This is a genomic window from Rhizobium sp. CG5 (genome assembly GCF_023701945.1).
Taxonomy (GTDB): Bacteria; Pseudomonadota; Alphaproteobacteria; order Rhizobiales; family Rhizobiaceae; genus Allorhizobium.
This window is the reverse complement of the sequence record NZ_JABAEF010000027.1, coordinates 15,257-40,959: the sequence shown is the minus strand read 5'-3', so window position 1 is coordinate 40,959 and position 25,703 is coordinate 15,257. Positions and strand designations below refer to the sequence as shown.

Below are 25,703 nucleotides of genomic sequence, written 5' to 3'. Positions count from 1 at the left end.
CCTAATCATCATCGTCGGACTTCACGTCGGCGGCTGAAAGAGCGGCCGTCAACTTGCGCAGCCATGCGATCATCTGAGCTTTATCGGGCCCCATGATCGCATCCAACTCGGCTTCGTGGTCACGGGCGTGCCTTGTGAGGTCCTCGAGCAGCCTCTGGCCTTTTTCGGTCAAATGCAGTGTGCTGCTGCGAAGATCAGTCGGAACAGACCGTCTGTCTATGAATTCATTGCGGTGCAAATCGCTGAGAGCAGCCGTCAGCGTCGACTTGTCCCGACCGCTTGCAATAGAGAGCTGCTTTTGCGTGACCCCCGGATTATTGCCGATGATCGTCAGGATCGCGTAACGCTGGGGTCTCACCTGAAGCTCATCGACCTTTCGCGCAAACATACGAAACGATGCCTCCTGAGCCAAGCGCAAGTGGAAGCCGAGAAAACTGTTCAGAATACCCATATCAAGCGCTTCCGGCGGATTTGCCGGCTGGGCCTTTCGGTATTTGCGAGGCCTCGAAGGCTTGTTTTCCCTGGGTTTACGCATCGAACTCTTCAAATGTTGGAAAATTGGGATTTAGCATGCTGTCGACAAGCGGCAAACCGCTTGTGATCGATATTTTCGTCCGGTGCTGTTTTCTTTCAATTGCTTCCGCGCCCACCGTTAGGCCGAACTGCGATCCCTTGCAGCGGGCAAAATCACGAACGGTTCTGTCAGAGTTCAAATCGTCAACAAACTAGTTGACAGCCAAACTAAATTCACTAAGCTTCTCTAAAGGCTGACAATAGTGGCCTGGCAACATGCTTAGGAGGAGAAGCCTTTGTTGCATCCAGATACCCAGGGAATCGCTTCTGACGGAAGCGATTTCGCGATAGACGCGCGCAATGCGATGAAGGTCTTTGGCGGTACGGTAACCGCCTTCAGCGATCTCGATCTCTCTGTCCGCAAACAGGAAATTCTTTGCATTGTCGGCCCGTCAGGCTGTGGCAAGACAACATTGCTGCGCGCCATAGCCGGCCTTACTTCGCTCAGTTCCGGTACATTGTCGGTGCAGGGCACTCGCGTACAGGGACCTCCCAAGGGGGTTGCCATGGTCTTCCAGCATTTCGGGCTCTTGCCGTGGAAGACTGTGTACGAAAATGCGGCGTTCGGTCTTAAGATCAATGGCGGCAGCAAGGCGGAAATTGCAGAGCGCGTTGAGTACTACCTCAACATTGTCGGCCTCAACGGCTTCGAAGCAAGTTATCCCTATCAGCTTTCCGGGGGTATGCAGCAGCGGGTGGGCCTTGTTCGCGCGCTTGCGATGAATCCATCCGTTCTCCTTATGGACGAGCCGTTTGCCGCCCTTGATGCGCAAACACGGGAGATCCTACAGGAGGAACTGGTAAGCCTCATGCAGCGGCCGGAAGAGCGCAAGACAATGGTCTTCATCACTCATTCGATCGATGAAGCCATCATCATGGGTGATCGTATCGCTGTCATGAGTGCCAGGCCGGGCCGCATTCGCGAAATGATCGACGTGCCATTTGCTTGGCCTCGCGATATCGACGCGATCCGTTCCGATCCGGCTTTTGCCGAATTGCGTTTGCATCTGTGGCACCAATTGCGTGGACCGCTTTCACGTACCACGGCACCCCGAGAGGTCGCATGATCATTGTCAGGAACTCGAATGTGAGCGCCAATGGCTCTATTGGCGCCATCCGCGGCCTGTTTTCCAGCCGCATGATGCAGACAGCGGCGATCCGCGCCGCTTCCCTCATAACGATATTGATCATTTGGCAGGTCATTGGCCGAAGCGTCGATCCCGTACTTTTTACAACCCCGGTTGCCGTCGCCAAAGCGGCGGTGACCATGATCGGGAGCGGAGAACTATGGACCTATCTGGCGCCAAGCCTTCTTGTGCTTGCCTATGGCATGGCGCTGGCATGCATAATCGGAATTGCTGCGGGCTTGCTGCTTGCGCGCTACTGGATGTTCGATGTCGCGATTAGTCCGCTTTTAACATTCCTGTACTCGATCCCAACCGTCGCGCTGGTGCCGCTCATCGTGATGTGGGTGGGCTTTGATACGAGTGCCAAGGTCGTGATCTTATTCCTGTTCGCTTTCTTTCCGGTGGCGATCAACACGTATCAGGGCGTTCGAGGCGTCGATTCGAAGCTCCTTGAAGTCGGCCAGGCTTTCCGCTGCTCGGAAAGACAGCTGTGGACGAACATCATTCTACCCGCCGCCTTGCCGTTTATCATGACGGGCTTGCGTCTTGCCCTTGGTCGCGGCCTGATCGGCATGGTGCTTGCCGATCTTTATACGGCCATATCCGGCATTGGATATCTGATCGTCCGGACGGCCAATACCTACCAGATCGACCGGATGTTCGTACCGGTTGTCCTGCTCGGTTTTCTAGGGGTCAGCCTTACGTGGCTCCTGCGCATCATCGAGGCTCGCGTTGCACCATGGGCCGCTCGAAAAGACAATGACTGACCGATTCTGAACAACAAATCGATTTCCTGGGGAGGAGAATCCATGAGACACGTAGAACAGAAAGTTCGCTACATAGGACTTGTGAGTGTGATTTTTCTGGCAACCTTTGTTGCCACGACAAAGGGTGCCTGGGCCGAAGAGGCAAATTGTCCCAACGGCCTGCGAAAAGTGAACGTTGGCGTCGGCGTCACCCCGCCGAACGTGGTCCACACCACGCCTTATATCGCCAAGGAGCTCGGTCTGTTTGCCAAACATTGTATCGATGCCAACATCATTCAATTCGATGGCGGTGGTGCGGGCACGGCAACCACTGCGGTAGCCCAGGGCACAGCCATTGGCAGCCTGCCCGAGGCGCCAATTGCCCAGGGTATTCGCGCCAAGCAGATTTGGGGTTTTCTGCCCCGGCCACCTCAGTCTTACACCGTTGTGGAAAAAATCAAAACCTTCGCCGACCTCAAGGGCAACAGGCTATCGGCAGCCGGCGGTACAGGCGGATTCAACTGGTTGATGGGCCGCGAAGTCTTAAAAAAGGCGGGCCTGACGCTGAACGACGCGACCTTCGTTTCGCAAGGTACTGCCGGGCGCCTACCCGGATTGCTAACGGACCAGATTGATGGCGTCGTGTTGCATCCGGAAGACCTTTACATCGCGCAAAAGTCGAAACCAGGCGTGCATGTTCTCACCTCGCTGAGAGAGCTTTTGCCCAATATGGCCTTCAACAGCTACGGGGCGTCTACCGAGTGGATAGCGCGTGACCGCACCCTGCTGCGCGATACGATCGCCAGTATGATTGAAGCAAATCGCCTTATTTACACCGAGAAGGACAAGGTCGTTCCGATCATGGTCAAGGCAACCGAGAAGTCGAAGGAAGCCGTAGAATTCGCGTATGATTTCCTCACAGCGAATTGCATTTGGGCGGTGAATACAGGCTTCAACAAAGCGCATACAGAATGGTCGATCGACAATGCGATTGCCAATGGCGACATTTCTCCGGACAAGAAGCCATCCTTTGATCAAGTCGTCGATCTGGCGTTCGCGAATGAGGCGGTCGCCGCAGCGGGCGGACCTGTCACTATCGGCTCTTGCAAGGATTGAGGAAGATGAACGCAATCATAACGCCTCACGCCGGAAACTGGGAAGAGGTTCGCCACCGCCTCGACCAGAATGCCGCTTTCAACCGCATGCGTGGCACGCCCTACTATCGCGATGCGATCTACGAACAGTTTTCTGCGGCGGAATACAAGCGACGTTATGATGCCCTCAGAGCCAAAATGCGCGAAATGGGGCTGCAAGCGGCGATAGTACCCGGCGGCCCCAGCCATTGGAGCTGGGGCGGCGGAATGCTGTGGCTCACGGGCCATTGGGAATGGCATGCGCTGGCCTGCTACGTCCTGGTGCCACTCGAGGGAGAGCCGACACTCGTCTATTCCATGGGCGGCACGCATTGCGAGGCAACGCGCCGGGAAGTCGCTGCCGCAATTGCCGACGTGCGCGGCAGTCGTGGCGGCAAATACGCCGAAGTGATGATCGAGCGGCTGAAAGAACTCGGGCTCGAACGCGCTCGGATCGGCTTGCTGGAAGTCGATCCGCGACATCAGGATCATATGCCCTGGAACCAGGTAGAAACGCTGAAAAAAGGCCTTCCACACGCCGAAATCGTCATGACGCACGGCATCATGCACGAGCTCCTCTCGGTGCATAGCACGGAAGAGCTGGATTGCGTTCGTCAGGCCGGCAAACTCGTGCAGGCCGCGATGGAAGCGCTCATCGAGCGGGCGCGATCAGGCATTCCCGAATACAAATTGCGAGCGGCGGCAGGTGCTGCCATTCTCGAAGGCGGCGGCGATATCGATTTCCTGATCATCGGGTCAACCCCGATGGCAGACCCGGCCATGGTGTTCGGCAATCCACGTCCATCCCAGCGTGTACTGCAGCATGGCGATATCATCAACATGGAACTCGCGGCATCCTATCGTGGATATACTGCGCAGATCGGATCTCCTGTCTGCATCGGCCAGCCGCCCATCGAAGTGTCACGCTTCTGGAATGATATTGCGAAGCCGGGCTTCGAGCTTATGGCAGCGACGCTGAAGCCCGGCGCGAATATAGAGGACATTCGCAAGGCAGGTGATTTTTTCCGCGAGAATGGCGTTCAATCTCGGCCGATCCATGCACACGGCATCGATCTCGTTTCCGATGGTCCGCATATATTCAAGGAACAGGCGCATGCCGAACCTTTCGAACAGGTGCTTCGTCCGGGAATGGTAATTATGCCGGAGCCTAACCCGATCACGCCCGACGGTCTCCTCGGCATGTTTGTCGGACATACGTATATCATCACGCAAGATGGTGCCGAATGCGTCGATGATTTCCCGCTGGATTTGATCGTCGCAGAATGAACCTGCTCCGGCAGGTCAAGGAACGCGTGCTGCGTGATCTGCGCAGCCGCCAGTTTTCGGGCGCGTCTAAGAAAAAACACCTGCGGAATAGCGCAACAACAACGATGGATTTAATCGCATGGAGCATAGTTTGATCTCCAAGGAAAATGAAGTTACGCCTGTCGTGCTTGCCGCGATGGAGAGGACGGACAATGCCCGCCTCAAGCAGATCATGGCTTCGGCGGTGACGCATCTTCATCATTTCATCCGGGAAACGCGGCCCACCGAAGAAGAATTCGAGGCGGCTCTTCGCTGGATTGCGGCCCTTGGCCACTCCACCAATGACACCAATAACGAGGTCGTTCTCGCAGCGGACGTTCTCGGAGCATCGACGCTGATCGATCTTATCAACAACGATGGAATGCACGGCGAAACCATGTCCGCCCTGCTTGGTCCTTTCTACCGCGGCCATGCGCCCGACTGCAAAAACGGAGACTGTATCGCCCGTTTGAATACGCCGGGCTCCCCGCTTTTTTTCAGCGGCAAGGTGACCAGCGCCGACGGTACGCCGATTGTTGGTGCAAAGCTCGATGTCTGGCAGGCCTCGCCTGTCGGTCTCTACGAAAATCAGGACGCCGAACAACCGGATTTCAACCTTCGCGGCGTTTTTCGCACCGATGACAAGGGTGAATTCCGTTTCACATCGGTCAAACCGGCAGGATATCCGGTTCCGACCGACGGGCCCGTGGGAGACTTGCTTCGCGCTCAGAACCGCGCTCCCATGCGGCCCGCGCATATCCACTTCATCGTTTCGGCGCCTGGCCACAAGACACTCGTCACCCAGATTTTCGCCGATACGCCGGAGGCTTTGGCAAGCGATGTCGTATTCGGCGCCAAAACGCAGATTGTCGGCGATTTTGTCCAACATTTGCAGGGTGATCCCGCCTATCCGGAGGCGACGCCCCCATTTTTCGTCTGCGAGTACACATTCAAGCTCACCCGCGGCGTTCCGACCTTCCCTGTTCCGCCGATCACCGGCAAAAAGATTTAGGGACATAACGGATGTCTTCTTCCCTTAAACTTGCCGGAAAAGTTGCCGTTGTCACGGGCGGGTCTGGCGGCATCGGTAGCGAGACCTGCAAGCTTTTGGCCGCAGAGGGAGCGACTGTCGTCGTCGGCTATCGATCCGGTCAGGAGCGTGCGCAAGCCATTGCCGCCGCGTTGCACGGCACGGACCACACGGCCTTCCCCGTTGCGATCGAGGATACGACGTCGATCACCTCGTTCCGTGACGCCGTGCTGAAGCGATTTGGCAGGGTCGATATTCTGATCAATGCGGCGGGCATTACAAAGCCGGTGCCGCACGCGGATCTCGACGCGCTGACCGACGAATTGATCGACCAGATATTCATCAATAACTGGCGCGGCGTCTTCGCCACCATTCGGGCCTTTGCACCGGCGCTCAAAGCGACGGGGAACGGGCTTATCGTCAATATCTCGTCGATTGCCGGCTTTACCGGCATCGGCTCGAATGTCGCCTATTGTGGAGCAAAAGCAGGTATCGACATCATGACAAACTCGTTGGGCCGAGCACTGGCGCCGGACATCCGGGTGCTCGCAGTGTCGCCCGGCGCTGTCGATACCCAATTCGTTCCCGGACGAGGCAAGGAGTTCAACGAGAAGACAGCAGCGGCGACGCCGCTCAAACGGATCACTTCGCCTCTCGATGTTGCCGAAGCCATCGTAGCTTGTGCGACCCACCTCACATTTTCGACTGGCACCAGGATTGTCGTCGATGGCGGGAGGCACCTGTGATGCAGCCTAAAATCATCATCACCTGTGCGGTCACCGGAAACCTGACGACGCGGGAAAACCATCCGGGCCTTCCGGTCACACCGGCCGAAATCGCGAGTTCCTGCCTTGAAGCGGCCGATGCCGGCGCCGCCATCGTTCATATCCATGTGCGCGATCCCGAGACGGGAAAGCCTTCGATGGAATTGAAGCATTATCGCGACGTGGTGGAGCGTATCCGCGCCAAGAACAACGCGATCATCCTGAATCTCACAACGGGACCCGGTGGACGCTATCATCCCAGCGACGACAATCCCGCCGTCGCCGGACCTCGTACCACCCTGATGCGGCCGGAAAGGCGTGTCGAACATATCGTTGCACTCAAGCCCGATATCGCCACGCTCGATCTCAACACCATGACCTTTGGCAACGAAGTGGTGATCAATACGCCGGGGAACATCAGGATCATGGCCGACATCATCAATGCGGCCGGCTCCAAGCCCGAGCTTGAAGTGTTCGATACGGGTCACATTGTGCTTGCTCAGGATCTGCTGAAGGCGGGTGTACTGAGCTCACCCGCCATGTTCACCATCGTCACGGGCGTCAAATACGGCTTTCCATCGTCGCCCGATATCATGGCAACCGCGGCGCGGATGCTGCCGCCCGATGCCGTATGGACAGGTTTCGGCGTCGGCCGCATGTCCTTTCCCATGGCGGTCCAGTCCTACCTGCTGGGCGGTCATGTCCGCGTCGGGCTTGAGGACAATTCCTATATTTCGAAAGGGCTGCTCGCCAAAGGCAATGGCGAACTGGTCGAACGGGCGCGCGATCTCATCGAGAAGCTTGGCGCCCAGATCGCCGAACCAGGCGAGGCACGGAAAATTCTTGGATTGAAAAGCTGATCGGGAGATAGATTTATGGATACGCAAACTGCACAAAAGGCCGGGAAAGCTCTGTGGCTCACGCAAAAGTCCCCCGATCTCGATAATCTCCAGATCGACGTCATTGATGTCGACGTGCCGCGTCCGGGTCCGGGTCAGGTCCTGGTCGAAATCGTTGCAGCAGGCGTCAACCCGAGTGACGTGAAGGCTTCCCTCGGCCATATGCCGCACGCCATCTGGCCGCGTACACCGGGCCGGGATTTTGGCGGCATCGTCCGGGAAGGGCCGGCCTCACTGGTCGGGCTTGAAGTCTGGGGCGGCGGCGGTGAACTCGGCATCAGCCAAAATGGAAGCCACGCACGATGGATGGTGCTGGACCAAAAGGCCGTGCGTGCCAAGCCGGAGAACCTGACGATGGAGGAAGCGGGCTCCATCGGTGTTCCGTTCATCACGGCTTTCGAAGGCCTGCGCGAAGCGGGCGGCGTACAGCCGACCGACGTGGTTCTGGTTTGCGGCGCGAACGGGAAAGTCGGTCAAGCGGCGATACAGCTTGCGACGATGGCCGGCGCCAATGTCTTCGCCGTCGAATACAATACCGGCACATTCATCGGCCATGCCAAAAGTCCGATCGAGATGCTGAATGGCCAGACACAGGATGTCGCCTCCATCATTCGTGAGAAAACCGGAGGCCATGGCGCTGACATCGTGTTCAACACGGTCGGCAGTCCTTACTTCGAGGTTGCCAACAAGACAATGGCGAAATATGCCCGGCAGATTTTCATCTCCACCTTCGACCGTGCCGTACCCTTTGATATCTTCAACTTTTTCCGGGGCTGTCACAAATACATCGGTATCGACACACTCGCCCTCTCTTCCGTCGATGGTGCAAGGATTTTCGACAAGCTGAAACCGAAATTCGAAGACGGAAAACTAAAGCCTTTTCCCATCAATCCGGCCACCTGCTATAGCCTCGCCGACGCTTCAAAGGCGTATGCCTCAGTCCTGCGGGGCACTTCCGATCGCGTGCTTTTTAAACCTTGAGGGGCTCCTTCATGCAAGTGATGCGCTATTGTGACGCAAGGCCCTATCAAGCGCCAGAACACTACGACATGCACTGTCTCCGTTTGCAGGGAAAGGAGGCAACGCAAACCGATTCCATCTGGATTGGCCTGTCTCATCTTCTCCCGGGAGGTCACACGTCGATGAAGGACGCAAGTGTGGAGAAGATCTATGTCGTGATCGACGGCGAGGTCACGGTCGAGACGGCAAGCGGGTCTGTCACGCTCAAATTCATGGATTCCTGCAGATTGGCTCCCGGAGAAGCCCGGGCGCTTGTCAACCGCACAAACGCGCCCGCTTCCATCCTGCTGGCCATGCCTCATGCTTGAATGCAAACGGCTGATGGTTCGAATACAGCCTTGGTACAAACCCCGGAATGAGGACACTCGGCCGCCGATGGTGGCAAATCGCGCCCGCCGTAGCCCATCGATCAAGCCTCGGCAACCATCGAGGCAAGGCAAGAAGCATCATCTGTAAATCGAGGCTCATTCCCTGGTTTGCCACGCGCAACCCAGTCGCGTTTCACCCGCAGATAATTCGGCAGTTCGGCTAATTCAGAGGCTTTTTGGTCAAGCCTGACGAAGGGGCAGTTTTGCCAGCTCGCTCGCGGCGTCGGAGCAGGCCAGCACCGCATCAAAGGCGTCGAATTCGGCGGCAAGCGGGCTTATAACTTCTTCGGCCTCGCCCCCTCCTCCTCCTCGGACGACATCGTCGGCAGCCGGCGCGGTCGCGCGCATGCAGTATCAGGTCTTCGAGGTGGGCGAATGCGCCAACGATCCACGCCAGGTGCAAACGCAGGTGACGTGGGAGCGTTCGACAAAACCTTCGCCCACCGGCGAACGGGCGATCTACTCGTGGAGCCGAGGCAACTGCACAACCGCATCCGAAATCGGTTGCAGTTGGGTTGAGATACGCACTCTTCCAAGATCGTTACGGACACCAGAGGATAAGTACCCCTTATCGATGGCTTGGGAGCCTTGGCAGGAATATCGTCAACAAGCCCAGAAGCGGCATGAACGAGCAGACCTGGTAGACGAATTCAATACCGTCCCGGTCGGCGAATACTCCCAGTACCGCTGCTCCGATGCCTCCGAAACCAAAGGCGAAGCCGAAGAACATGCCAGCAATCAGTCCCACTCGCCCTGGGACCAGTTCCTGCGCAAACACAACGATCGCGGAAAAGGCCGACGAAAACACGAAACCGATCAGCACCACGAGAACGCCCGTCCAGAACAGATTGGCATAGGGCAGCAGCAGCGCAAACGGAATGACGCCAAGAATAGAGAACCAGATGACGACGATCGAGCCGAAGCGGTCTCCGATCGGCCCTCCGAAAAACACGCCCGCGGCAGATGCTCCGAGGAACAGAAACAGCAGGATCTGCGCATCCTGAAGGGCAAGACCGAAGCGCGCTATCGTATAGAAGGTAAAATAGCTCGACAGGCTGGCGAGATAGGCATTCTTGGTGGCGGTGAGAACCACCAGAACACCCAGCGTAACCAAAACTCGGGCCTTGGACAGCGGCAAGGCGCGACTGACCGTCGAGCGCCCGGCGGCACTGCGGCGATGGCGGCTATACCAAAGGCCGACCCAGGACAGCACACCGAAGCCGACGAGTGCAATCCCGGAAAACCAACTCAGGCTCTCCTGTCCGCGCGGAATGACGATAAATGCTGCGAGAAGTGGCCCGATGGCGGTGCCTGTGTTGCCGCCAACCTGAAAGAAGGATTGGGCCAACCCGTGGCGTCCGCCGGATGCGAGCCGTGCCACGCGCGATGCTTCCGGATGAAAAATGGCTGAACCAATCCCGATGAGGCAAGCACCGAGCACCAGCATCGGATAGCTATGGGCAAAGGCCAACGTGACGAGACCCGCGCATGTCGAGAGCATGGCCACCGGCAACGAAAATGGCATTGGCCAACGGTCGGTTACCACTCCAATAGCAGGCTGCAACAGCGAGGCCGTCACCTGAAACGCGAAGGTGAGCAAACCGATCTGCATGAAATCAAGCGCGTAGTTGGCCTTGAGCAATGGATAAAGGGAGGTCAGCAAGGACTGCATGATGTCGTTCAGCATGTGACAAAAGCTGGCGGCAGCGATGACGGCAAATGCAGTTCGTTGGGGGCTGACGCCAGCGGCGACAACATTGGCCATGGTGTTTCCTTTCCGTACGCCGCTCATATGCGGCTTGTTTTAACGCCGTTTTACAAGGATTGCCGATGGCCTGCTTTTGTGTTTTGGTCTATTTCTTTCGTGAGTGGGCCAAATGCGAACTGTGGATCTGACCGACACAAGCAAACGCTTATCAAATGATCATCCGGAGAGCCTGGTTCTCATTGAAGGTGCCAATGATCCCGTTCTGGCGCTTCGCCGAATCTATCGGGCAGGACATAGGGTGCCCCTTCACAGTCACTCACGAACCCAGATCTGGTGCGCGCGCGAGGGCGTGGTGGTGGTGAGCACTGCCGAGGGGCGATGGATGATCCCGCCTGGTCATGGGCTTATGATCCCGGCCGGTCTGGAGCATTCGGCCCAAACCATCAGCCAGGTGGAAATGCAGTCCATCTATATAGAGAAAGAGGCGCTGACGATGGACGGGCCCCGTGTCGTCGAGATTACGGCACTCGCCACATGCCTCATCGCCGAACTGGCAGATGAGGGCAGCAGGTCGACAACGGATCATCGTAGGATGCTGGTCCGGGCCCTGCTGCTGGACGAGATCAATCGTCTTCCCGATCGTCCGCTCGGTCTTCCGTTTCCGGGAGATCCGCGGCTTGCAGCGCTTTGTCGCGAGTTTTTGAAGACGCCGGCCGCGCGGTCCGAGATCGACGACTGGGCGATGCGGCTTGGCATCAGCCGTCGCTCCTTCACCCGGCTTTTCCGCGCGGAAACCGGCGTAAGTTTCGCAACCTGGCGCCAGCAAGCGTGTCTCTTTGCGGCATTGCCTCGATTGACGGCCGGCGATGCGGTGACAACCGTTGCCTTGGATGTCGGTTACGAAAGCATCGCTGCGTTCACAACGATGTTTCGTCGCATGCTTGGAAGCTCGCCACGTCAGTATCTCAAAGGGACGGTGTCCCTGCCCGCCAATGAAAGGCCATCACACGCCGCCGACCCTCCCCGGGTCGGCGCCGAGCAGATCGTCAAGGCATTTTAGATCGACCGGCGGCAAAGGCGGCATCCGCCTCCCTTGCCCGACCGCCGCGCGGCAGTGCCGAAGTCGGCCGGCGGGGTGACCAGATCGAGGCAGACGTAATGACTGATGCGGGCAAATCCACCGATCACTGCGCTACAACAGCCGAAATGCGATCCCACTCAACAGCGTTGCCCTTGGGGCATCTTGGCGGTCGCCAGGACTTCCCAGTCTTCGATGACCTCGTCGAGGAAAAGGGCGTCACACCGAGTGCGGCCTCCTCTTTACGTTCGGTCTGCCTATTGGCTGAGACGCTTCGACAGTCCGTCGACAATCTGCTTGGCCAGCGCCGGATAGTCCCCGTCGAAATGGTGACCACCCTGGAGTTCCACCGTTTCCACCGGGCTGCCCACGAGATCGCGGCAAGCATCGTCCTCTTCGTCCGCACCGTAGAAGCACTGGACCCGGGTGGGGTCGATGCGCTTGATGTCATCGAGCGGATCGCCGGCGCCCTGTCCGCCGCTGGCGCCGAGCCAACCCGACACCGAAATCTCGTAGTCGACCTGATGGGAGACGGCGAGCAGGCTCAGCTGCGGCACGCGCGCCTTGAGCTTGTCGGAGAGGCCGTTGAAGGCAGCCGGCAGAACATCGGCGCCGAAGGAATAGCCGACGAGGAGCACATGCCGGACCTTCCAGCGCTTCTGGTAGGTGCGCATGATGGTGCCCAGATCCGCACTCGTTTCCTCCGGTGTGCGTTCCGACCAGAAGTAGCGCAGCGAGTCGACGCCGACGACCGGGATGCCGTCTGACTGCAGATTGGCGGCGACCTCACTGTCGATGTCGCGCCAGCCGCCATCGCCGGAATAGATCACCGCCATGGCATCGCGGGTCGGCGTGGTTTCGAGAACGGTGAGCGGCAGGCCGAGCGGGGTATCGGCGGAATTGCCGAGCGCGATCAATTCGTCGATCGCGTCAGAATAGGCGCTGCCGACGTCGCCCTTCACATCCCGCTGGTCGATATCGGGATGGGCCGCGACAAGGCTTGCAACGTGATCGCGGCCATCGGCGGGGGCGGCCTCGCTCAACAGGACGGTAGCCGGGTCAGGCAGATCGCCATCGGTCAGGCCGTAGACGATGCGGTCACCGGTGAGCGTCTTCTTGGCGGGGGTGCAGAACTGCTTGATGACCGGGATGCCAGCCTCGGGATCGAGCGCCAGGGTCTGGCCGATGGTCGCCTTCGGCGTCTGCGCGAGGATCGCCAGTGCCAAGGCGCCGCCCTGGCCGCGACCGGCGATGATCGGCGGCAGGAAGGCCGAGTTGCCGGCCTTGCGCTGCAGCTGATGGCCGAGCTCCTCGATATCCGAGACCGTGTAGATGCAGTCACCGGTATCCTTGGCCAGCGAGGCCATGTATTTCGGCGTGTCGATGCCAACGACGATGGCGCCGTTCTGTTGCAGCCGTTCGGCCTGCTGCTGGTCGGCACCCTGCCAGCCGCTCGCGTCCGAGAGCAGGACGACGAGCGCCTTGGGCGTATCGTCCGGCAGCAGCGTCAGGGGCGCGGGGATCATGCCGGTGTCGAGCGGCGGCGTGTCTTCGGCCAGAGCACCCGAGGCCGTCGACAGCGCCAGGATCAGCGCGAAGGCTTTCAGGATCGACGTCATTTCTTCACCACGCCTTTCAGTCCACCGCCGATCAGGAGCGTCGCGTCGAGAAGCGCGAGGACAGGGTTGAGACCGCCGGCGACCGCCAGGTAACGCGGCTGCCAGTCGGGATGGAACTTGGCCTTGAAGGCCCTCAGCCCTTTGAAGTTATAGAAGCGTTCGCCGTGTTCGTAAAAGGTGCTGGCGATGCGGTCCCAGATCGGGGCGACCTGGCGGCGCGACAGGCCGGATAGCGGCGCCATGCCGAGGTTGAAGTGGCGATACCCCTGGTCGCGCAGCTCGCTCATCAGTCGGACGAAGAGGAAATCCATCGACCCTTTCGGCGCGTCGGGGGAGAAGCGCATGAGGTCGATCGAGGCTTCCTCCTTGGTGGCTGTCAGCAGGATATTGGCGAAGGCGACGATGCGCGTTTCGCAGCGCAGGATGGCGACGGGTTGGGCGGTCATGTAGGCGTCGGTGAAGGCGCCGAGCGAAAAACCCTTTTCGCGGGCGCGGTGATGGTCGAGCCAGGTGTCGGAAACCCGGCGCAGGTCATCCATGATCGCGGGGACCTGGTCTGCGGGGATGGTTTCGAAGGTTAGGCCGTCGCGTTCGCCGCGGGTGGCGGTCTGGCGCAGGTTTGCCCAGCGGCCACCCTTCAGGTCGAAATCGGCGAGATTGACCATGGCGAGTTCGCCGAGCTTGAAGGCCTTCATGCCGGCGTCGGCGATGGCGGGCAGCAGCGCCGGGGAGGCCTGATAGAAGACGGCCCGGCAGCCGGCGGCGCGGGCGGTCTCGACGAATTGCCAGACGAGTTCGTCCCGCGAGGCTTTGGGGCCGGTCGGATCAAGGAAGGCGATGAAGGAGCGACCCTGGCGGGCATACATCAGGAAGGCCTGGCCATCGGGCGAGAACATCACGCTCTTGTCGCCGGTGCGAACCAGATTGGCATCGGCGATGTCATGGGCGTCGAGAATTTGCACCGCCTTGTCCAGATCGGCTTCGCCAGCGAGTGGCATAGCGAAGGTTGCCGGACGCAGCAGGCTGAACAGGCTGATCGCCATCGAGAAGATCGTCAGGCCGAGAACAGCGCGTAGCGAACGCGGTGCTTCGGCGGAGAATTCGAACTGCCACCAGAGATCGTGGCTGTATTCGACGTCGCGATAGACAAAGAGCATGACGGCGATGGCGCCGACGAGAAGGACGCCGACGGCAAGCAACCAAGCGGAGTTCAGCGCCTGCAGGAGCGAGGCCGGGCGCTGGAACAGGCGACGGCTGGCGACGAGGCCGAGCAGCAGCAGCGCCAGCAAACCGGCTTCGTAGATGGCGACCGCCTTGGCCAGCGACAGGACGAGCGCTGCCAGCGCCACGAAGATCGCCGACCACCAGGCACCGTCCAGCCGTTGGGCAAGGCCGCGTGCCACAATGACGAGCAAAAGGCCAAGGATGCTGGCGAGGAAATGCGCGCCTTCGAGTACCGGCAGAGGCAGAACTTCGGCCAGCGCGTCGAGATTGTTGTCCGGTGCCGGGGTCACGCTGGAGAGAACCAGCATGACGCCGAGCAGGAGGGCGAGGGTGGCCAGCAGCGTCGGAGCGAGACGGCCGGCCGTGCGGACAACGCCGGCGGAGAATGGCGTGGCGGCCAGTTGCCGGAGTTCGGCGATGGTGACGAGGATGATCGCGACGATCAGCGGCAGCACGTAATAGATCAGGCGATAGGCGACGAGCGAGGCGAGCACGGCATCGGTGCCCAGATGGCTGCCAAGGGCCGCGACCATCACCGTTTCGAAGACGCCGATGCCGGCCGGCACGTGGCTGATCACGCCGATGCCGATCGCGACAGCGTAGACGGCAAAGAAAGTCGGCCAGCTGATGTCGGCGCCCGCCGGCAGCAGGGCGTAGAGCACGGAGGCGGAGAAGGCGACGTCGAGCACGGTGACGATGAACTGCCGCGACATGGTGCGACTGTCAGCAAGGCGCAGGCGCCGCCCGCCGATCGTGATACCGTTGCCGCTCGCCAGAACCAGCAGGACCGCGAGTACGGCCAGCACAATGACGTCGCCGGCGACGAGCACGCTCTCAGACAGGCCGATCAGGGGTGCAATTTGGCCGGCGACCGGCAGCAGAGCCAGCGCCGTCACGAGCACGAGGCCAATCGAGAAGGACACGGTGACGAAAGCGATGACGCGGCCGATATCGTCCGGCGACAGGCCTGCGCGGGAATAGGCGCGGTAGCGGATCGCCCCGCCGGACAGCGCGCCGAAGCCGGCGACATTGCCGACGGCATAGGCGCTGAAGGCGGTGAGCGCGACTTCGGCCAAGGGGCGACGGCGCTCGATATAGGCGAGTGCATTTATGTCGTAGAGGCAGAGCGTGGCAAAGCTCAGTGCGGTGAACAGGATGGCAAGCGCAATCGAGCCGGGCCCGGTCGAGCGCAGGCCGTTGACGACGTCCGCATAGGTGACCTCTTCGGTGAGCCTGTAGATCGCATAACCGACGGCGGCGAACACGAAGAGGGCAGCGATGGCGGCGAGCGGGCGTGCATAGCGATTGAGCCTTGAAGCCTGCGGAACCAGTTCGGCCTTGTCGCGTGGAGGGGAGAATTCAGCGCTGGATGTCATGCGACCCTATCCGGATTGACGGCGTACCCTTCAGAAACCGGCTCCCAGCCTGGTCGGGCGATGGTTGACGCCCGAATTGGTTCCAAATTAAGGCAGCTAAAATGCAAGCATATGAACCGCGCCGGCTTTGCCGGAGACCCCAACTCGTGAGAAGCAACGTCTATGACAAGCAAGACGACGAACATCCGTCCCGTTGGGCGGAGGTATCATCGATAGCGGCCAAGATCGTCTGCTCGGCGCATACGCTCCATGAATGGGTGAGGAAGGCCGAGGTCGACAGCGGCAAGCGTGCAGGTTTGCCGAGTGACGTAGCTGAGAAAATGAAGGCTCTGGAACGGGAGAACCTGGAGCTTCGTCAGGCGAACGAGATTTTACGCAAAGCCTCGGCGTATTTTGCCCAGGACCCTTTCGGCGAATGCATACATTCACCGAAAGGGTAAGAGGAAGCTCGACCGCCCACTGAAGCGATGATTTCCTTCATCGATGAATACCGCTCGGTGCTTGGGGTCGAGCCGATCTGCAGGCTGCTGCCGATTGCCCCGTCCACCTATTATGAGGTTATCGCCAAGCGCACGGACGTGGACCACCTATCGGCCCGCGAACGGAATGATATTGCCATGAAAGTCGAGATACGCCGGGTGTTCAACGAGAACTTCCAGGTCTATGGCGTGCGGAAAGTCTGTCGACAGTTGCAGCGAGAAGGCTTCGATGTCGCCCGCTGCACCGTGGCCAGACTCATAAGAATGATGGGTCTTCAAGGCATCATTCGTGGCAAGAAACCCAAGACTCTCCCGAAAAGCGGAGGGAATTTGGGCCTCAGGTCACCAGCTCTGGGGTTTTCCAATCCCCCAAACGCAAAAACCGCCCCCATCAGATGGGAGCGGTAATTGATTTATGTTTGAAGTGGTTGCGGGGGCTCTCAACCAACGATTCCTGCGATTGACCGAGCGGCGCGTTCCCAAAATCGCAGCGTAGACTTATATGCTGCCTTGAGAGATACGAACCGACGACCCTGTCGCGCGATATAGGGCCGGAAGGAGAATGTCCGCTTCCATCCGGAAGATAGAAGACGCGGACTTCATAACGTTCCAGTACAGGAAGCAGCTGGTCCGAGACAGGGCCTCGCCTAGCAAAATCTCCGTACGCTCCGACAGCTCCAGCGCACCTCCGACTTGCCTGCCGGCGTTCCAAGCCAGTCGGCCGAGTGCGGCAGGATCATGTTCTGCAATACCGATTTGAATTCTCCATTAGCCACCATTGGCTACAGGAAGAATGCGTAGGCTCTTGCTCTTAGGTGAGCCGAAAGAAGAATGTACGCTGCCATCGTGATCAAGAAGAAGCAGGTATTCGAAGAACGTCGCAGCGGCGTACGCATCAGGGACCTTCCCTTTACTTGCAGACGGGAGAAACCCAACTCACCTCACAAATCCGGATGGCGGTTCACATCCTTATAGAGCAGGTAGCGGAAGCGTCCCGGGCCGCCGGCATAGCAGGCCTGGGGGCAGTAGGCGCGCAGCCACATATAGTCACCGGCCTCGACCTCGACCCAGTCCTCGTTCAAGCGATAGACGGCCTTGCCCTCGAGCACATAGAGCCCGTGCTCCATAATGTGCGTTTCCATGAAGGGAATGATGGCGCCCGGCTCGAAGGTGACGATGTTGAGGTGCATGTCGTAGCGCACGTCGGACGGATCGATGAAGCGGGTGGTCGCCCAGCGCCCCTCGGTATCAGGCATGGCGTGCATCGCGCAGTCGTCTTCATGGGTGAAGATGGCGGGCGGCGGTTGCAGGCCGTCCACGACCTTGAACGCCTTGCGGACCCAGTGAAACCGGATCGGCGCAGCGCTCTCGTTGCTGAAAGCCCATTTCGCTGCAGCAGGCAAATAGACAAACGATCCGGCACGTATTGGATAGTCGTTCCCGTCATAGGTAATCGTGCCCTCGCCCTCGACGACGAAGATCGCCACCGATGCCCTTGCGTCCGGCTCCGGCCTGACGCTGCCGCCACCGGGCTTCACTTCCATGATGTACTGGGCGAAGGTCTCGGCAAAGCCGCTCAGTGGTCGCGCGATGATCCAGGCCCTGGTTTCATCCCAATGCGGCAAGACGCTGGTGACGATGTCGCTCATCACCGTCTTCGGGATCACCGCATAGGCCGTCTTGAAGACGGCCTTGCTGGACAGGGTCTGGGTCTGCGGCGGAAGGCCGCCAACCTGCGAAAAATACCTATTATTACTCATTCTGCCACCAACGTCTCAACGGCCTTGCGATTCTCCCATTTCTGCGGGGTGAGCGTCTTGATGTCAAACTGATCACGGGTGCGGGTATAAGTGTGCCCGCCCATGCGTCCGACGGCGTCCATGAGCTGCTGGTCGATATGCAGGTTCGCGGTGTTGACCGCGTTACTGCGAACGAACACGCCGACGACTTCACCGAGAATGATCTCACGGGCCGGACCGACCTGAAGCGTCGTATGGCGGCGGCATTCCAGTGCTGCGGGTGCGGCCAAAATACGGGGGCTTTTCACCATCTGGCCAGGAACGGTCGCAAGACCTGCTTCCTCCATCTCGTCCACCTCGGGACCGAACTTGATGGCGCAGACCTCCATCTGGTCGACCAGCGCATTATCGCAGATATGGACAGTGAATTCGCCCGTTTCGCGGATGTTGCGGGCGGTGTCCTTGAAGCGCATGTCGGAATAGTTCTCGACCCCGATCGCGACGATCGCCGGATCGTGGGTTAGGACGTTGAAGAAGCTGAAGGGCCCAGCATTAGGGTGCCCATCCTTGTCGACCGTCGTCACCAGCGCGATAGGGCGCGGGATCACGGTTCCGATGAGTATTTTGTAACGTTCACGCTCATTGAGCTTGGCGAAATCGAAATGGGTATGCTCGGTCATGTCAGGCCTCGACTGCTACGCGGTGTGTTTCAAGCGGCGTATGGCGGGAGAGGTTCTCGAATCCGTCCTTGGTAACGACATACATGTCACCCACGTTGCACCCCGCCGAAAGCGGTTCGAGCCACTGCGTGTGCAGCACGAACACCATGCCCTCCTCCATCCGATCGTAATTGTGCGACGAGATATTGAAGCTGTTCTGCCCGCCGGCCATGCCGACGGAATGACCCAGATTGGGATTATGCGGCCCATGGGTCGCCGGGTAGACATGCATCAGCGTGCGGCCCTGCGCCTCCCAGTCGATGTTTTTCACATATTGACGCGGGATCAGTCGCGCACTGCCATCGTCCATTGGCGCCCAGTTGTAAGGCATGGTGCGCGCTTCCGGCGACGAGAGCATGCCGCGCTCGATCATCGGCTCGAAGGCAGCGTTGTTGACGTCACGCATCAGCGCACCGGGCCGGATCAGCTTTTCCGCCCGCTTGACGCCCTCGGTGCAGGCCGCCAGCACCTCCTCCTGCCGCTTGGTGATCTCTCCGACCGCGATCATGCGGGCTGTCTGGGCGGTGTATCCCCGATAGGTGATGTTGGAAACGTAGAGATTGATGAGGTCGCCCGGTCGGACGACATGGCCATAGGGCTTGCCGCAATGGGTGCCGAACTCGTTGATGCCGATCTGATAGCCGTCACCGGTTTCACCGCCGAAGGAAAGCTGTCCTTGCGTGAAGGCGGCATAGATTTCATGGTCGGTCACACCGGGCCTGGCGACATGATAGGCTGTCTGTGTGGCGATGCTGACCAGCTGGGCGGCGGCCCGAAACATGTCGATCTCGCGCGGCGAGCGAACTTTCTGCATCCGGTCGAGAATGGCATTGTCGGCGACGAACATGGTCTTTGGCATCAGCTCGTCGAGCGCCGCCCAGAAGGTCAGCGAAGTGCGATCACCTATACGGCCGATCTGCGCCTTCGACAATCCCATGCCTGCCAACAGTTCGGCGCATTTCTCCGCCGTCTTGACCACTGAGTCACCTGGACGGTCGGCATACTCGCGACCGATCGGGCCGATCTGCCAGATGTCTTCCACCAGGACAGGCTCTCCACCCGGCGGCAGAAGCACGGACTGGGTGAAGAAGGACAAAAGCGTCAGCGGTTTGTCGACATCCGTCGGGATGATCAGCACGCCCTCGCGCATCCAGTCACAGATATAGCGCAGATAGGCGTTCGACGTGTGGAACCAGCCGACGCCGCCAGTATGCACGATCAGCGCATCATGACCGGCCTCGACGGCCTGGCGGCGAATACGACGCAGGCGGTCCTCGAACTCTTCGATTGGCAAAGGCAGCGGTGCCGCAAAATCGAAATCCGGCTGGAAATCGGCAAGCAGCGATCCGATGCGGTAGGCGCCTGCCCTGGTGGGATGGATGGTCATGGGTATTCCTTCCAGAAGTATTTTTATGAGGTCAGGCTTGCCGGGAGGGCGTCAGCACCCGTCTTGCAACCAGCATCACCACCAGCGTGAGGGCGATCAAGATGCCGGACATCGCCGCCACGCGGACATCGAGCGACTCCTCGATCAGCGCGAACATCCGGAGCGGGAGCACGGTGGTTTGTGCATCGGCGAGGAAGAGCGAGACGGAAACGTTGTCGAGCGATTGAATGAAGACGAGAAAGGCACCGGCAAGGATGCCGGGAGCCAGCAGCGGCAGGATCACGCGCCGGAGCGTTGTGTACCAGGTCGCGCCCATAACGGTGGAGGCTTCCGCCAGCGACGGGTTGATCCCTTGCGCTACCACCGATGCGGCCCGGTACATCAGCGGCCCGAAGACGACGACATGGCCGATCACGGTGAGCCAGAGCGACGGCTGGAAGCCGACGAAGTTCGCGACAATTAGCGCTGCCAGACCGTAGACGAGGCTTGGCAGGACGAGTGGCGCGAGCAGAAACGGCTCGAGTGCATTCACCGTGCTGCGCCACATCCGCGCCATGCCGATGGTGGCCGGCACGGCAAACAGCAGCGATCCAAGCACCGCAAGGGCTGCGATCTTCAGCGAATTACCGGCTGCGATATGTTCGGTTCCGGAGCGGACGGGATCGAGGAGCGCCTCGTACCAGCGGAGCGAAAATCCCTCCGGCGGGTATTTGAGCGTCTGGCCTGCGGTGAACGACATGGTGATCGCGATGACAATCGGCGCCACCAGATAGATCAGGCTGAGGCCACCGAAGCCGAAGACGAAGGCCTTGTAGAGAAAGACGGGAAACGGATTTTCGCGAGGACTATGCATGGCCGACAAGCCTCCTGTGGCGGGAAATCATGGTCATGGCGACGAGAAGGATACCGGTCGACAAAAGCAGGACAACGGCAATCGCAGACGCCATCGGCCAGTCGAACAGCGTTCCGACCTCGCGATAGATCAGTTGCGGTACATAGACGTTGCGGGCACCGCCGATGACAGCCTGGGTGACGAAGGAAGCGCTGGTGCTGGCAAAGACGAGAATCCAGCCCGCCAGCAGGCCCGGCAGCATCATCGGCAGCAGAACCGTCACCAAAATCCGCCACGGTCCGGCACCCGAGACCTGTGCCGCTTCGCTGAATTGTACTGGCGTGCGGGACAGGATGGCGATCAGCGGCAGAATGATCAGCGGCAGGTCTATCTGGCACATGGCCATGACGAGCCCGAGTTCGGTGGACATCAGCGTGAACGGACGATCCGCAAGCCCAAGAGCGACAAAGGTCTCGCTGATCGGTCCCTGTCGCCCGAGGATGACAATCCACGCGAAGGTGCGCACGACATTGCTGGTCAGCATCGGGATGAGGGTCAGAAAGATGATGATCTGTCGCGCGGTCTTGCCGCTGTGCCAATAGAGAAGTGCTATTGGAATACCGAGCAGGGTGGTGCTGGCGATGGTCTGCAGGCCGAGCGTGGCTGTGTTGACCAGAACGCGGTAATTGAACGCATCGCCCAGAAAACGTACGTAATTGTGAAGGGCGGGGCCGTCGGGGCCGATGAAGCTGAACCCGACGAGAACGGCGAGCGGCGTCGCAAAGAACGCCACCGACAGCAGAAGCATCGGCAGAACGTATGGGAAGCCGCTCGCTTTCATTTTATGACCCTCAACCGGCCACAAGAGCGTCGAACTGGCGGATCCATTCCGCACGGTTCTTGTTGATCGCCGCCCAGTCCGGATAGACCAGCGAGGCAAGCTGTTCGCGCTTCACATAGGCCTCGATACCGGGCGTGAGCTCGACGTCCTTGTTGGTGGGGAACATCTCGGTCGGCGGCATTTTCAGCTTGTCCTGCGCTACCTTGGAGATGGCGGCATCCATATAGGCATAGGCTGCATCCGGGTTCTTGGAGCCTTTGGTCAGGTGGATGTTGACCGGAGCTGCCGGCGAGCCGGTCTCGGGCTGGACGAACTCGGCCTTGAGGCCTAATGCCTTCAGCTTCGCGACATTGCCGGTCGAGCACATGAAGACGGCGATCTCGCCCTGCTGGAACAGTGTCATCTGGTGGTTGGTGCTGGCGACGACACCTTTCAGATGCTCCGGATGGTCCTTGAACAGCTTGAACACGGCGTCCATGTCGGTCGGGCCGGAACCGAAGATCTTGGCGATCTCGGAATAGGCCATGACGCCAGTATTGGAAGCGAAGCCCGTCCAGGACACCAGACCATCGTAGACAGGATTTTCGAACAGATCACGATAGCCCTTCGGAGCCGGCACCAGATCCGGGTTATAGGCGATCCCGTTGACTTCGACGGTCACGGTCGGGCCGTACTCGCCCTGGAAGGCCGGATCGAGCAGGCTCCAGTTCTTCAGCTTAGACGGATCGATCTTCTCGATCAGGTCGTTCTCGATGGCGACGGCCATCTGGCCGGGCGACATCAGCAGCGTGTCATAAGGCGGGTTGCCGGGGCTCGCCATGACCTTGGCAAGCTGATCCTGCGCCATGGCGGGGGCAACCGTCAGGTCGAAACCGGCTTCCTTCACGAGCGGCGTCAGCACCGTGCGATAGGCATCTTCCCAGTTGCCGGGGAAAGTCGCGGCAACTGCGGTTCCCCCAGCCGCGCGTGCGGCGAAAGGCAGTGTGGCGGCTGCCGCCGCACCGACGGCGAGCAGTCCGAAATGACGTCGTGTAATGTTGAGATCTTGCATCTGTTCACCTCTGTTGTTGTTCATTCACTGGATGCTTCCGGTTCGCTCGGAAAGGCGTGACACCTTGTGGTGTCAATTTCGGCAAAGAGCTGGGCTCCCGGCTCGGGAATGAAGGTAGACGGTCCCCGGACCTGCGACGCGCGCAGGCCCGTGCCATCCTCGAGAAGAAGGTCATGGACGAGCGTCGGCCCAAGAGGGACGGACACGGTCAGCCGTGCCGGCAATGCAAAGCCGCTCGCGGCCGTCGACAGACGCACGTCTTCTGGACGGAAAGTGATGGTGACCTTGGAGCCGATGGTAAAGTTCAGGCGGCGCGGCAGAACAACCGATTTGCCATTCGTGAGCGCAATGGTCGTTGCCTCTGCGTCCAGCCCCTCCACGGTGCCATGCAGCATATTGGCCTGGCCGATGAAGGTGTTGACGAACAGCGTCTTCGGCCGGTCATAGACTGCCATGGGCGTGTCGATCTGCTCGACATTGCCCTTGTTCATCAGCACGAGGCGACCGGCAAGGCTTTGCGCCTCTTCTTGGTCATGGGTAACGATCAGCGTCGTGATCCCGAGCGTCTTCTGCAAATGCAGAAGCTCCACCTGCAGATCGAAGCGAAGCGCCCGGTCGAGCGCCCCGAACGGCTCGTCGAGCAACAGAAGCGAGGGACGGCCGGCAATGGCGCGGGCAACGGCCACGCGCTGCTGCTGGCCGCCCGAGAGTTCACGCGGCAGGCGGTTTCCATAGCTCTTCAACTGCACGAGCGAGAGCATTTCCTCGACCCGCTCCCTGCCCTTCGCACGCGGCACCTGCTGGCAGGCCAGCGGATAGGCGATGTTCTCGGCCACCGTCAGGTGCGGAAACAGTGCGTAGTTCTGGAACACCATGCCGATGCCACGGGACCTTGCGGACACATTGGCAAGATCCTGGCCACCGAGCTGGATGAACCCGCTCTTCGGCTGGATCAGTCCGGCGATCGCCCGCAGGACGGTGGACTTGCCGCAGCCGCTTGGCCCCAGAAGGGCTACGATCTCACCAGCCTCGACCTCGAACGCGATGTCTTTGATCGCGTTCTGCCCACCGTAACTGTGGGTCAGACCCCGAACACTAAGCTGCTTGCCCTCTCCTACCTTCGAGGCCCCTGCCATGAATATCCCCTTCGGTTGCGCCGTGTCGTCCAAGCGCTCGGCGCTTGGCGGCACCAGGCAGAGACGCGGTCGGACGACGATGTTGGCTTCTGTTTGGGTCATGGCAGGGGAGCTGCAATCGGCATGCCAGTTTTCGGATTACGTCCGGTCAGTATCCACAACTTACTGTTTATATATGCTTATTTATGATTTAGTAGGTTTCGAACCTTTACAATAATATTTATCCGAACATACTGCCGAATATAAAATATGTGCAACTTTCGTCGAAATCGCTCACGCATTAAGCAGCATTTGAGGCTTGAATGAGGGATTTTTCGGATGGAATCGCTACAGACCATTCTCCACGCCAGACGGGTAAGCAGAAAAATGCCTTGCCAAAGCAGAGACTTAGGCAACCGCTCGCCAATTCACGCATCTGGATCGATACGCGCGCCGATTTTTTAATCAGCACTTTTCGAATGTTTATGCGAAACTTTATTCGTAACTTCTGAAGACCGCCAACGCCAAAAATAATCATTTAAAAACAGTGCACTAAAAATCCATCGACCAAGGTGGCACACCGATTGCATTAAGGCTTGCGTAAATTCACGCCGATAAAAAGCGACAAGGGGATCACATGCGCAGCTTCACAAAAAGTCTCAAAGGCGGCCTGGCTGGTATCGCGCTCGCGCTGCTTGCAACCTCGACACAGGCCGCAGAAGGGTCCGCCGTCAAGATGGTGCCGGATGCGGACGTCGCCAAACTGCCCGGCGTCGCGTTCGAACAGACACTCGCGGATCGCCTGCCACCTGCGATCAAGGACAAAAAGACGATCAAGGTGGCAACCGACCTGACGCCGCCGATCAGCTTCCAGGCAGAGGACGGAAAGCTCATCGGGATCGATGCCGATATTGCCGCAGCACTGGGCGTCATTCTCGGCATAGATGTACAGATGACCAATGTCGGCGCCGGCGCCGCGATCGTGCCGGCCGTCCTGTCCAAGCGCTTCGACATGACCATCTCCGGCATCAACGACGATGTGGAGCTGGAAAAACAGGTCGATGTCATCGACTACATGTTCGACGCCACGACGATCATGACCATCAAGGGCAATCCCCTTGGCATCAAGAGCATGGAGGACCTCTGCGGCAAGAAGGTCGCCGTGCCCGTCGGCACGTTCCAGGCGCGCCTGGTGGAAGCCGCATCGGCAAAATGCGCGACAGCGATGACCATCATGTCGATCCCGAAAATGCCTGACGTTCTGCAGGCCGTTCGCACCGGCCGCGCCGACGCCACCGTCAACGGTTATGCGACGAGCGTCTACACCACGGAAAACCAGACCGGCAAGGGCGTCGGCCTGCAGGCCCTGCCGGATGTCCGCCTGGCTGTCGGCTATCTCGGCATGCTGACGTCGAAGGACAATCCGGAGCTGCGGGACGCGGTCATCGCTTCCTTGCAACATATGGTCGACAGCGGCGCCTACAAGACGATCATGGAAAAATGGGGCCTCGGTCCGCTGGCGGTGACGACCGTCAAGTTCAACGACGCCGCCAGCATGCCGGTGAACTGA

General features: G+C 59.5%; 23 protein-coding genes, 1 pseudogene and 1 other annotated feature. Of the genes and pseudogenes, 12 read left to right on the top strand and 12 right to left on the bottom strand.

Translation table 11 applies throughout. The features are described from left to right. Position 1 precedes the first annotated feature (1 nt). Positions 2–451: a MarR family winged helix-turn-helix transcriptional regulator gene (locus HGO38_RS28385; RefSeq protein ID WP_250959168.1), complete on the bottom strand. Its 450-nt coding sequence runs from the start codon at positions 449–451 to the stop codon at positions 2–4. Positions 452–809: 358 nt separating this feature from the next. Here HGO38_RS28385 and HGO38_RS28380 point away from each other — a divergent pair, with 358 nt between their 5' ends. From HGO38_RS28380 to HGO38_RS28340, 9 genes are all read left to right on the top strand, one after another. Next, positions 810–1,640 carry an ABC transporter ATP-binding protein gene (locus tag HGO38_RS28380; RefSeq protein WP_250959167.1) on the top strand — a complete coding sequence of 277 codons (831 nt, stop codon included), beginning with the start codon at positions 810–812 and terminating at the stop codon, positions 1,638–1,640. After that, complete coding sequence (locus HGO38_RS28375; RefSeq protein WP_250959166.1) at positions 1,637–2,467, top strand: ABC transporter permease; 831 nt, start codon at positions 1,637–1,639, stop codon at positions 2,465–2,467. The genes HGO38_RS28380 and HGO38_RS28375 overlap by 4 nt, the downstream gene beginning before the upstream one ends. Positions 2,468–2,509: 42 nt before the next feature. Next, positions 2,510–3,562, top strand: a complete 1,053-nt coding sequence (locus HGO38_RS28370) for an ABC transporter substrate-binding protein (protein ID WP_250959165.1) — start codon at positions 2,510–2,512, stop codon at positions 3,560–3,562. Positions 3,563–3,567: 5 nt separating this feature from the next. Further along, a complete protein-coding gene (locus HGO38_RS28365) occupies positions 3,568–4,866 on the top strand; it encodes a M24 family metallopeptidase (protein WP_250959164.1) in 1,299 nt (432 codons plus the stop codon). Positions 4,867–4,996: 130 nt separating this feature from the next. Next, positions 4,997–5,896, top strand: coding sequence for a dioxygenase family protein (locus tag HGO38_RS28360; protein ID WP_250959163.1), 900 nt, complete (start codon positions 4,997–4,999; stop codon positions 5,894–5,896). An 11-nt stretch (positions 5,897–5,907) separates the two neighbouring features. Beyond that, a complete protein-coding gene (locus HGO38_RS28355) occupies positions 5,908–6,660 on the top strand; it encodes an SDR family NAD(P)-dependent oxidoreductase (RefSeq protein WP_250959162.1) in 753 nt (250 codons plus the stop codon). Beyond that, a complete protein-coding gene (locus tag HGO38_RS28350; protein ID WP_250959193.1) occupies positions 6,660–7,538 on the top strand; it encodes a beta-keto acid cleavage family enzyme in 879 nt (292 codons plus the stop codon). The genes HGO38_RS28355 and HGO38_RS28350 overlap by 1 nt, the downstream gene beginning before the upstream one ends. 15 nt (positions 7,539–7,553) lie before the next feature. After that, on the top strand, positions 7,554–8,558 hold the full coding sequence (locus tag HGO38_RS28345) for a quinone oxidoreductase family protein (RefSeq protein ID WP_250959161.1): 1,005 nt from the start codon (positions 7,554–7,556) through the stop codon (positions 8,556–8,558). A gap of 11 nt (positions 8,559–8,569) precedes the next feature. Beyond that, entirely contained in the window at positions 8,570–8,905 is a 336-nt protein-coding gene (locus tag HGO38_RS28340) for a cupin domain-containing protein (RefSeq protein WP_250959160.1), read from the top strand. Positions 8,906–9,145: 240 nt separating this feature from the next. On the opposite strand, the gene HGO38_RS28335 is transcribed toward HGO38_RS28340, so the two are convergent. Beyond that, positions 9,146–9,313 (bottom strand): hypothetical protein, encoded by a 168-nt coding sequence (locus tag HGO38_RS28335; protein WP_250959159.1) that lies wholly within the window; start codon positions 9,311–9,313, stop codon positions 9,146–9,148. Between the two features lie 220 nt (positions 9,314–9,533). Continuing rightward, positions 9,534–10,730, bottom strand: a complete 1,197-nt coding sequence (locus HGO38_RS28330) for an MFS transporter (protein WP_250959158.1) — start codon at positions 10,728–10,730, stop codon at positions 9,534–9,536. 112 nt (positions 10,731–10,842) lie between these two features. On the opposite strand from HGO38_RS28330, the gene HGO38_RS28325 reads away from it, so the two are divergent. Continuing rightward, positions 10,843–11,733: an AraC family transcriptional regulator gene (locus tag HGO38_RS28325; protein ID WP_250959157.1), complete on the top strand. Its 891-nt coding sequence runs from the start codon at positions 10,843–10,845 to the stop codon at positions 11,731–11,733. A gap of 275 nt (positions 11,734–12,008) precedes the next feature. On the opposite strand, the gene HGO38_RS28320 is transcribed toward HGO38_RS28325, so the two are convergent. Then, positions 12,009–13,370 carry a virulence factor family protein gene (locus HGO38_RS28320; RefSeq protein WP_250959156.1) on the bottom strand — a complete coding sequence of 454 codons (1,362 nt, stop codon included), beginning with the start codon at positions 13,368–13,370 and terminating at the stop codon, positions 12,009–12,011. After that, positions 13,367–15,970: a bifunctional lysylphosphatidylglycerol flippase/synthetase MprF gene (gene mprF, locus HGO38_RS28315; protein ID WP_250959155.1), complete on the bottom strand. Its 2,604-nt coding sequence runs from the start codon at positions 15,968–15,970 to the stop codon at positions 13,367–13,369. Before mprF ends, HGO38_RS28320 begins: the two co-directional genes overlap by 4 nt. A gap of 146 nt (positions 15,971–16,116) precedes the next feature. Here mprF and HGO38_RS28310 point away from each other — a divergent pair. After that, positions 16,117–16,758: pseudogene (locus tag HGO38_RS28310) on the top strand (IS3 family transposase); the annotation flags it as partial. Next, positions 16,356–16,512 (top strand) — a sequence feature (AL1L pseudoknot). (Overlaps the previous pseudogene by 157 nt.) A gap of 632 nt (positions 16,759–17,390) precedes the next feature. On the opposite strand, the gene HGO38_RS28305 reads toward HGO38_RS28310, so the two are convergent. Genes HGO38_RS28305 through HGO38_RS28275 form a run of 7 tightly spaced genes read right to left on the bottom strand, consistent with a single transcriptional unit; the run spans position 17,391 to position 24,154 of the window. Continuing rightward, positions 17,391–18,209, bottom strand: coding sequence for a bifunctional allantoicase/(S)-ureidoglycine aminohydrolase (locus HGO38_RS28305; protein WP_250959154.1), 819 nt, complete (start codon positions 18,207–18,209; stop codon positions 17,391–17,393). Next, positions 18,206–18,868: a flavin reductase family protein gene (locus HGO38_RS28300; protein ID WP_250959153.1), complete on the bottom strand. Its 663-nt coding sequence runs from the start codon at positions 18,866–18,868 to the stop codon at positions 18,206–18,208. Before HGO38_RS28300 ends, HGO38_RS28305 begins: the two co-directional genes overlap by 4 nt. Before the next feature lies 1 nt (position 18,869). After that, positions 18,870–20,294 (bottom strand): Xaa-Pro peptidase family protein, encoded by a 1,425-nt coding sequence (locus HGO38_RS28295; protein ID WP_250959152.1) that lies wholly within the window; start codon positions 20,292–20,294, stop codon positions 18,870–18,872. A gap of 31 nt (positions 20,295–20,325) precedes the next feature. Next, positions 20,326–21,147, bottom strand: coding sequence for an ABC transporter permease (locus HGO38_RS28290; RefSeq protein WP_250959151.1), 822 nt, complete (start codon positions 21,145–21,147; stop codon positions 20,326–20,328). Beyond that, positions 21,140–21,967 carry an ABC transporter permease gene (locus HGO38_RS28285; RefSeq protein WP_250959150.1) on the bottom strand — a complete coding sequence of 276 codons (828 nt, stop codon included), beginning with the start codon at positions 21,965–21,967 and terminating at the stop codon, positions 21,140–21,142. The genes HGO38_RS28290 and HGO38_RS28285 overlap by 8 nt, the downstream gene beginning before the upstream one ends. Positions 21,968–21,977: 10 nt before the next feature. Continuing rightward, positions 21,978–23,018: an extracellular solute-binding protein gene (locus HGO38_RS28280; protein WP_250959192.1), complete on the bottom strand. Its 1,041-nt coding sequence runs from the start codon at positions 23,016–23,018 to the stop codon at positions 21,978–21,980. Between the two features lie 20 nt (positions 23,019–23,038). Further along, a complete protein-coding gene (locus tag HGO38_RS28275; RefSeq protein ID WP_502941657.1) occupies positions 23,039–24,154 on the bottom strand; it encodes an ABC transporter ATP-binding protein in 1,116 nt (371 codons plus the stop codon). A 616-nt stretch (positions 24,155–24,770) separates the two neighbouring features. On the opposite strand from HGO38_RS28275, the gene HGO38_RS28270 reads away from it, so the two are divergent. Next, the gene (locus HGO38_RS28270; protein ID WP_250959148.1) at positions 24,771–25,703 is read left to right on the top strand and encodes an ABC transporter substrate-binding protein; all 933 of its coding nucleotides are present in this window, start codon (positions 24,771–24,773) and stop codon (positions 25,701–25,703) included.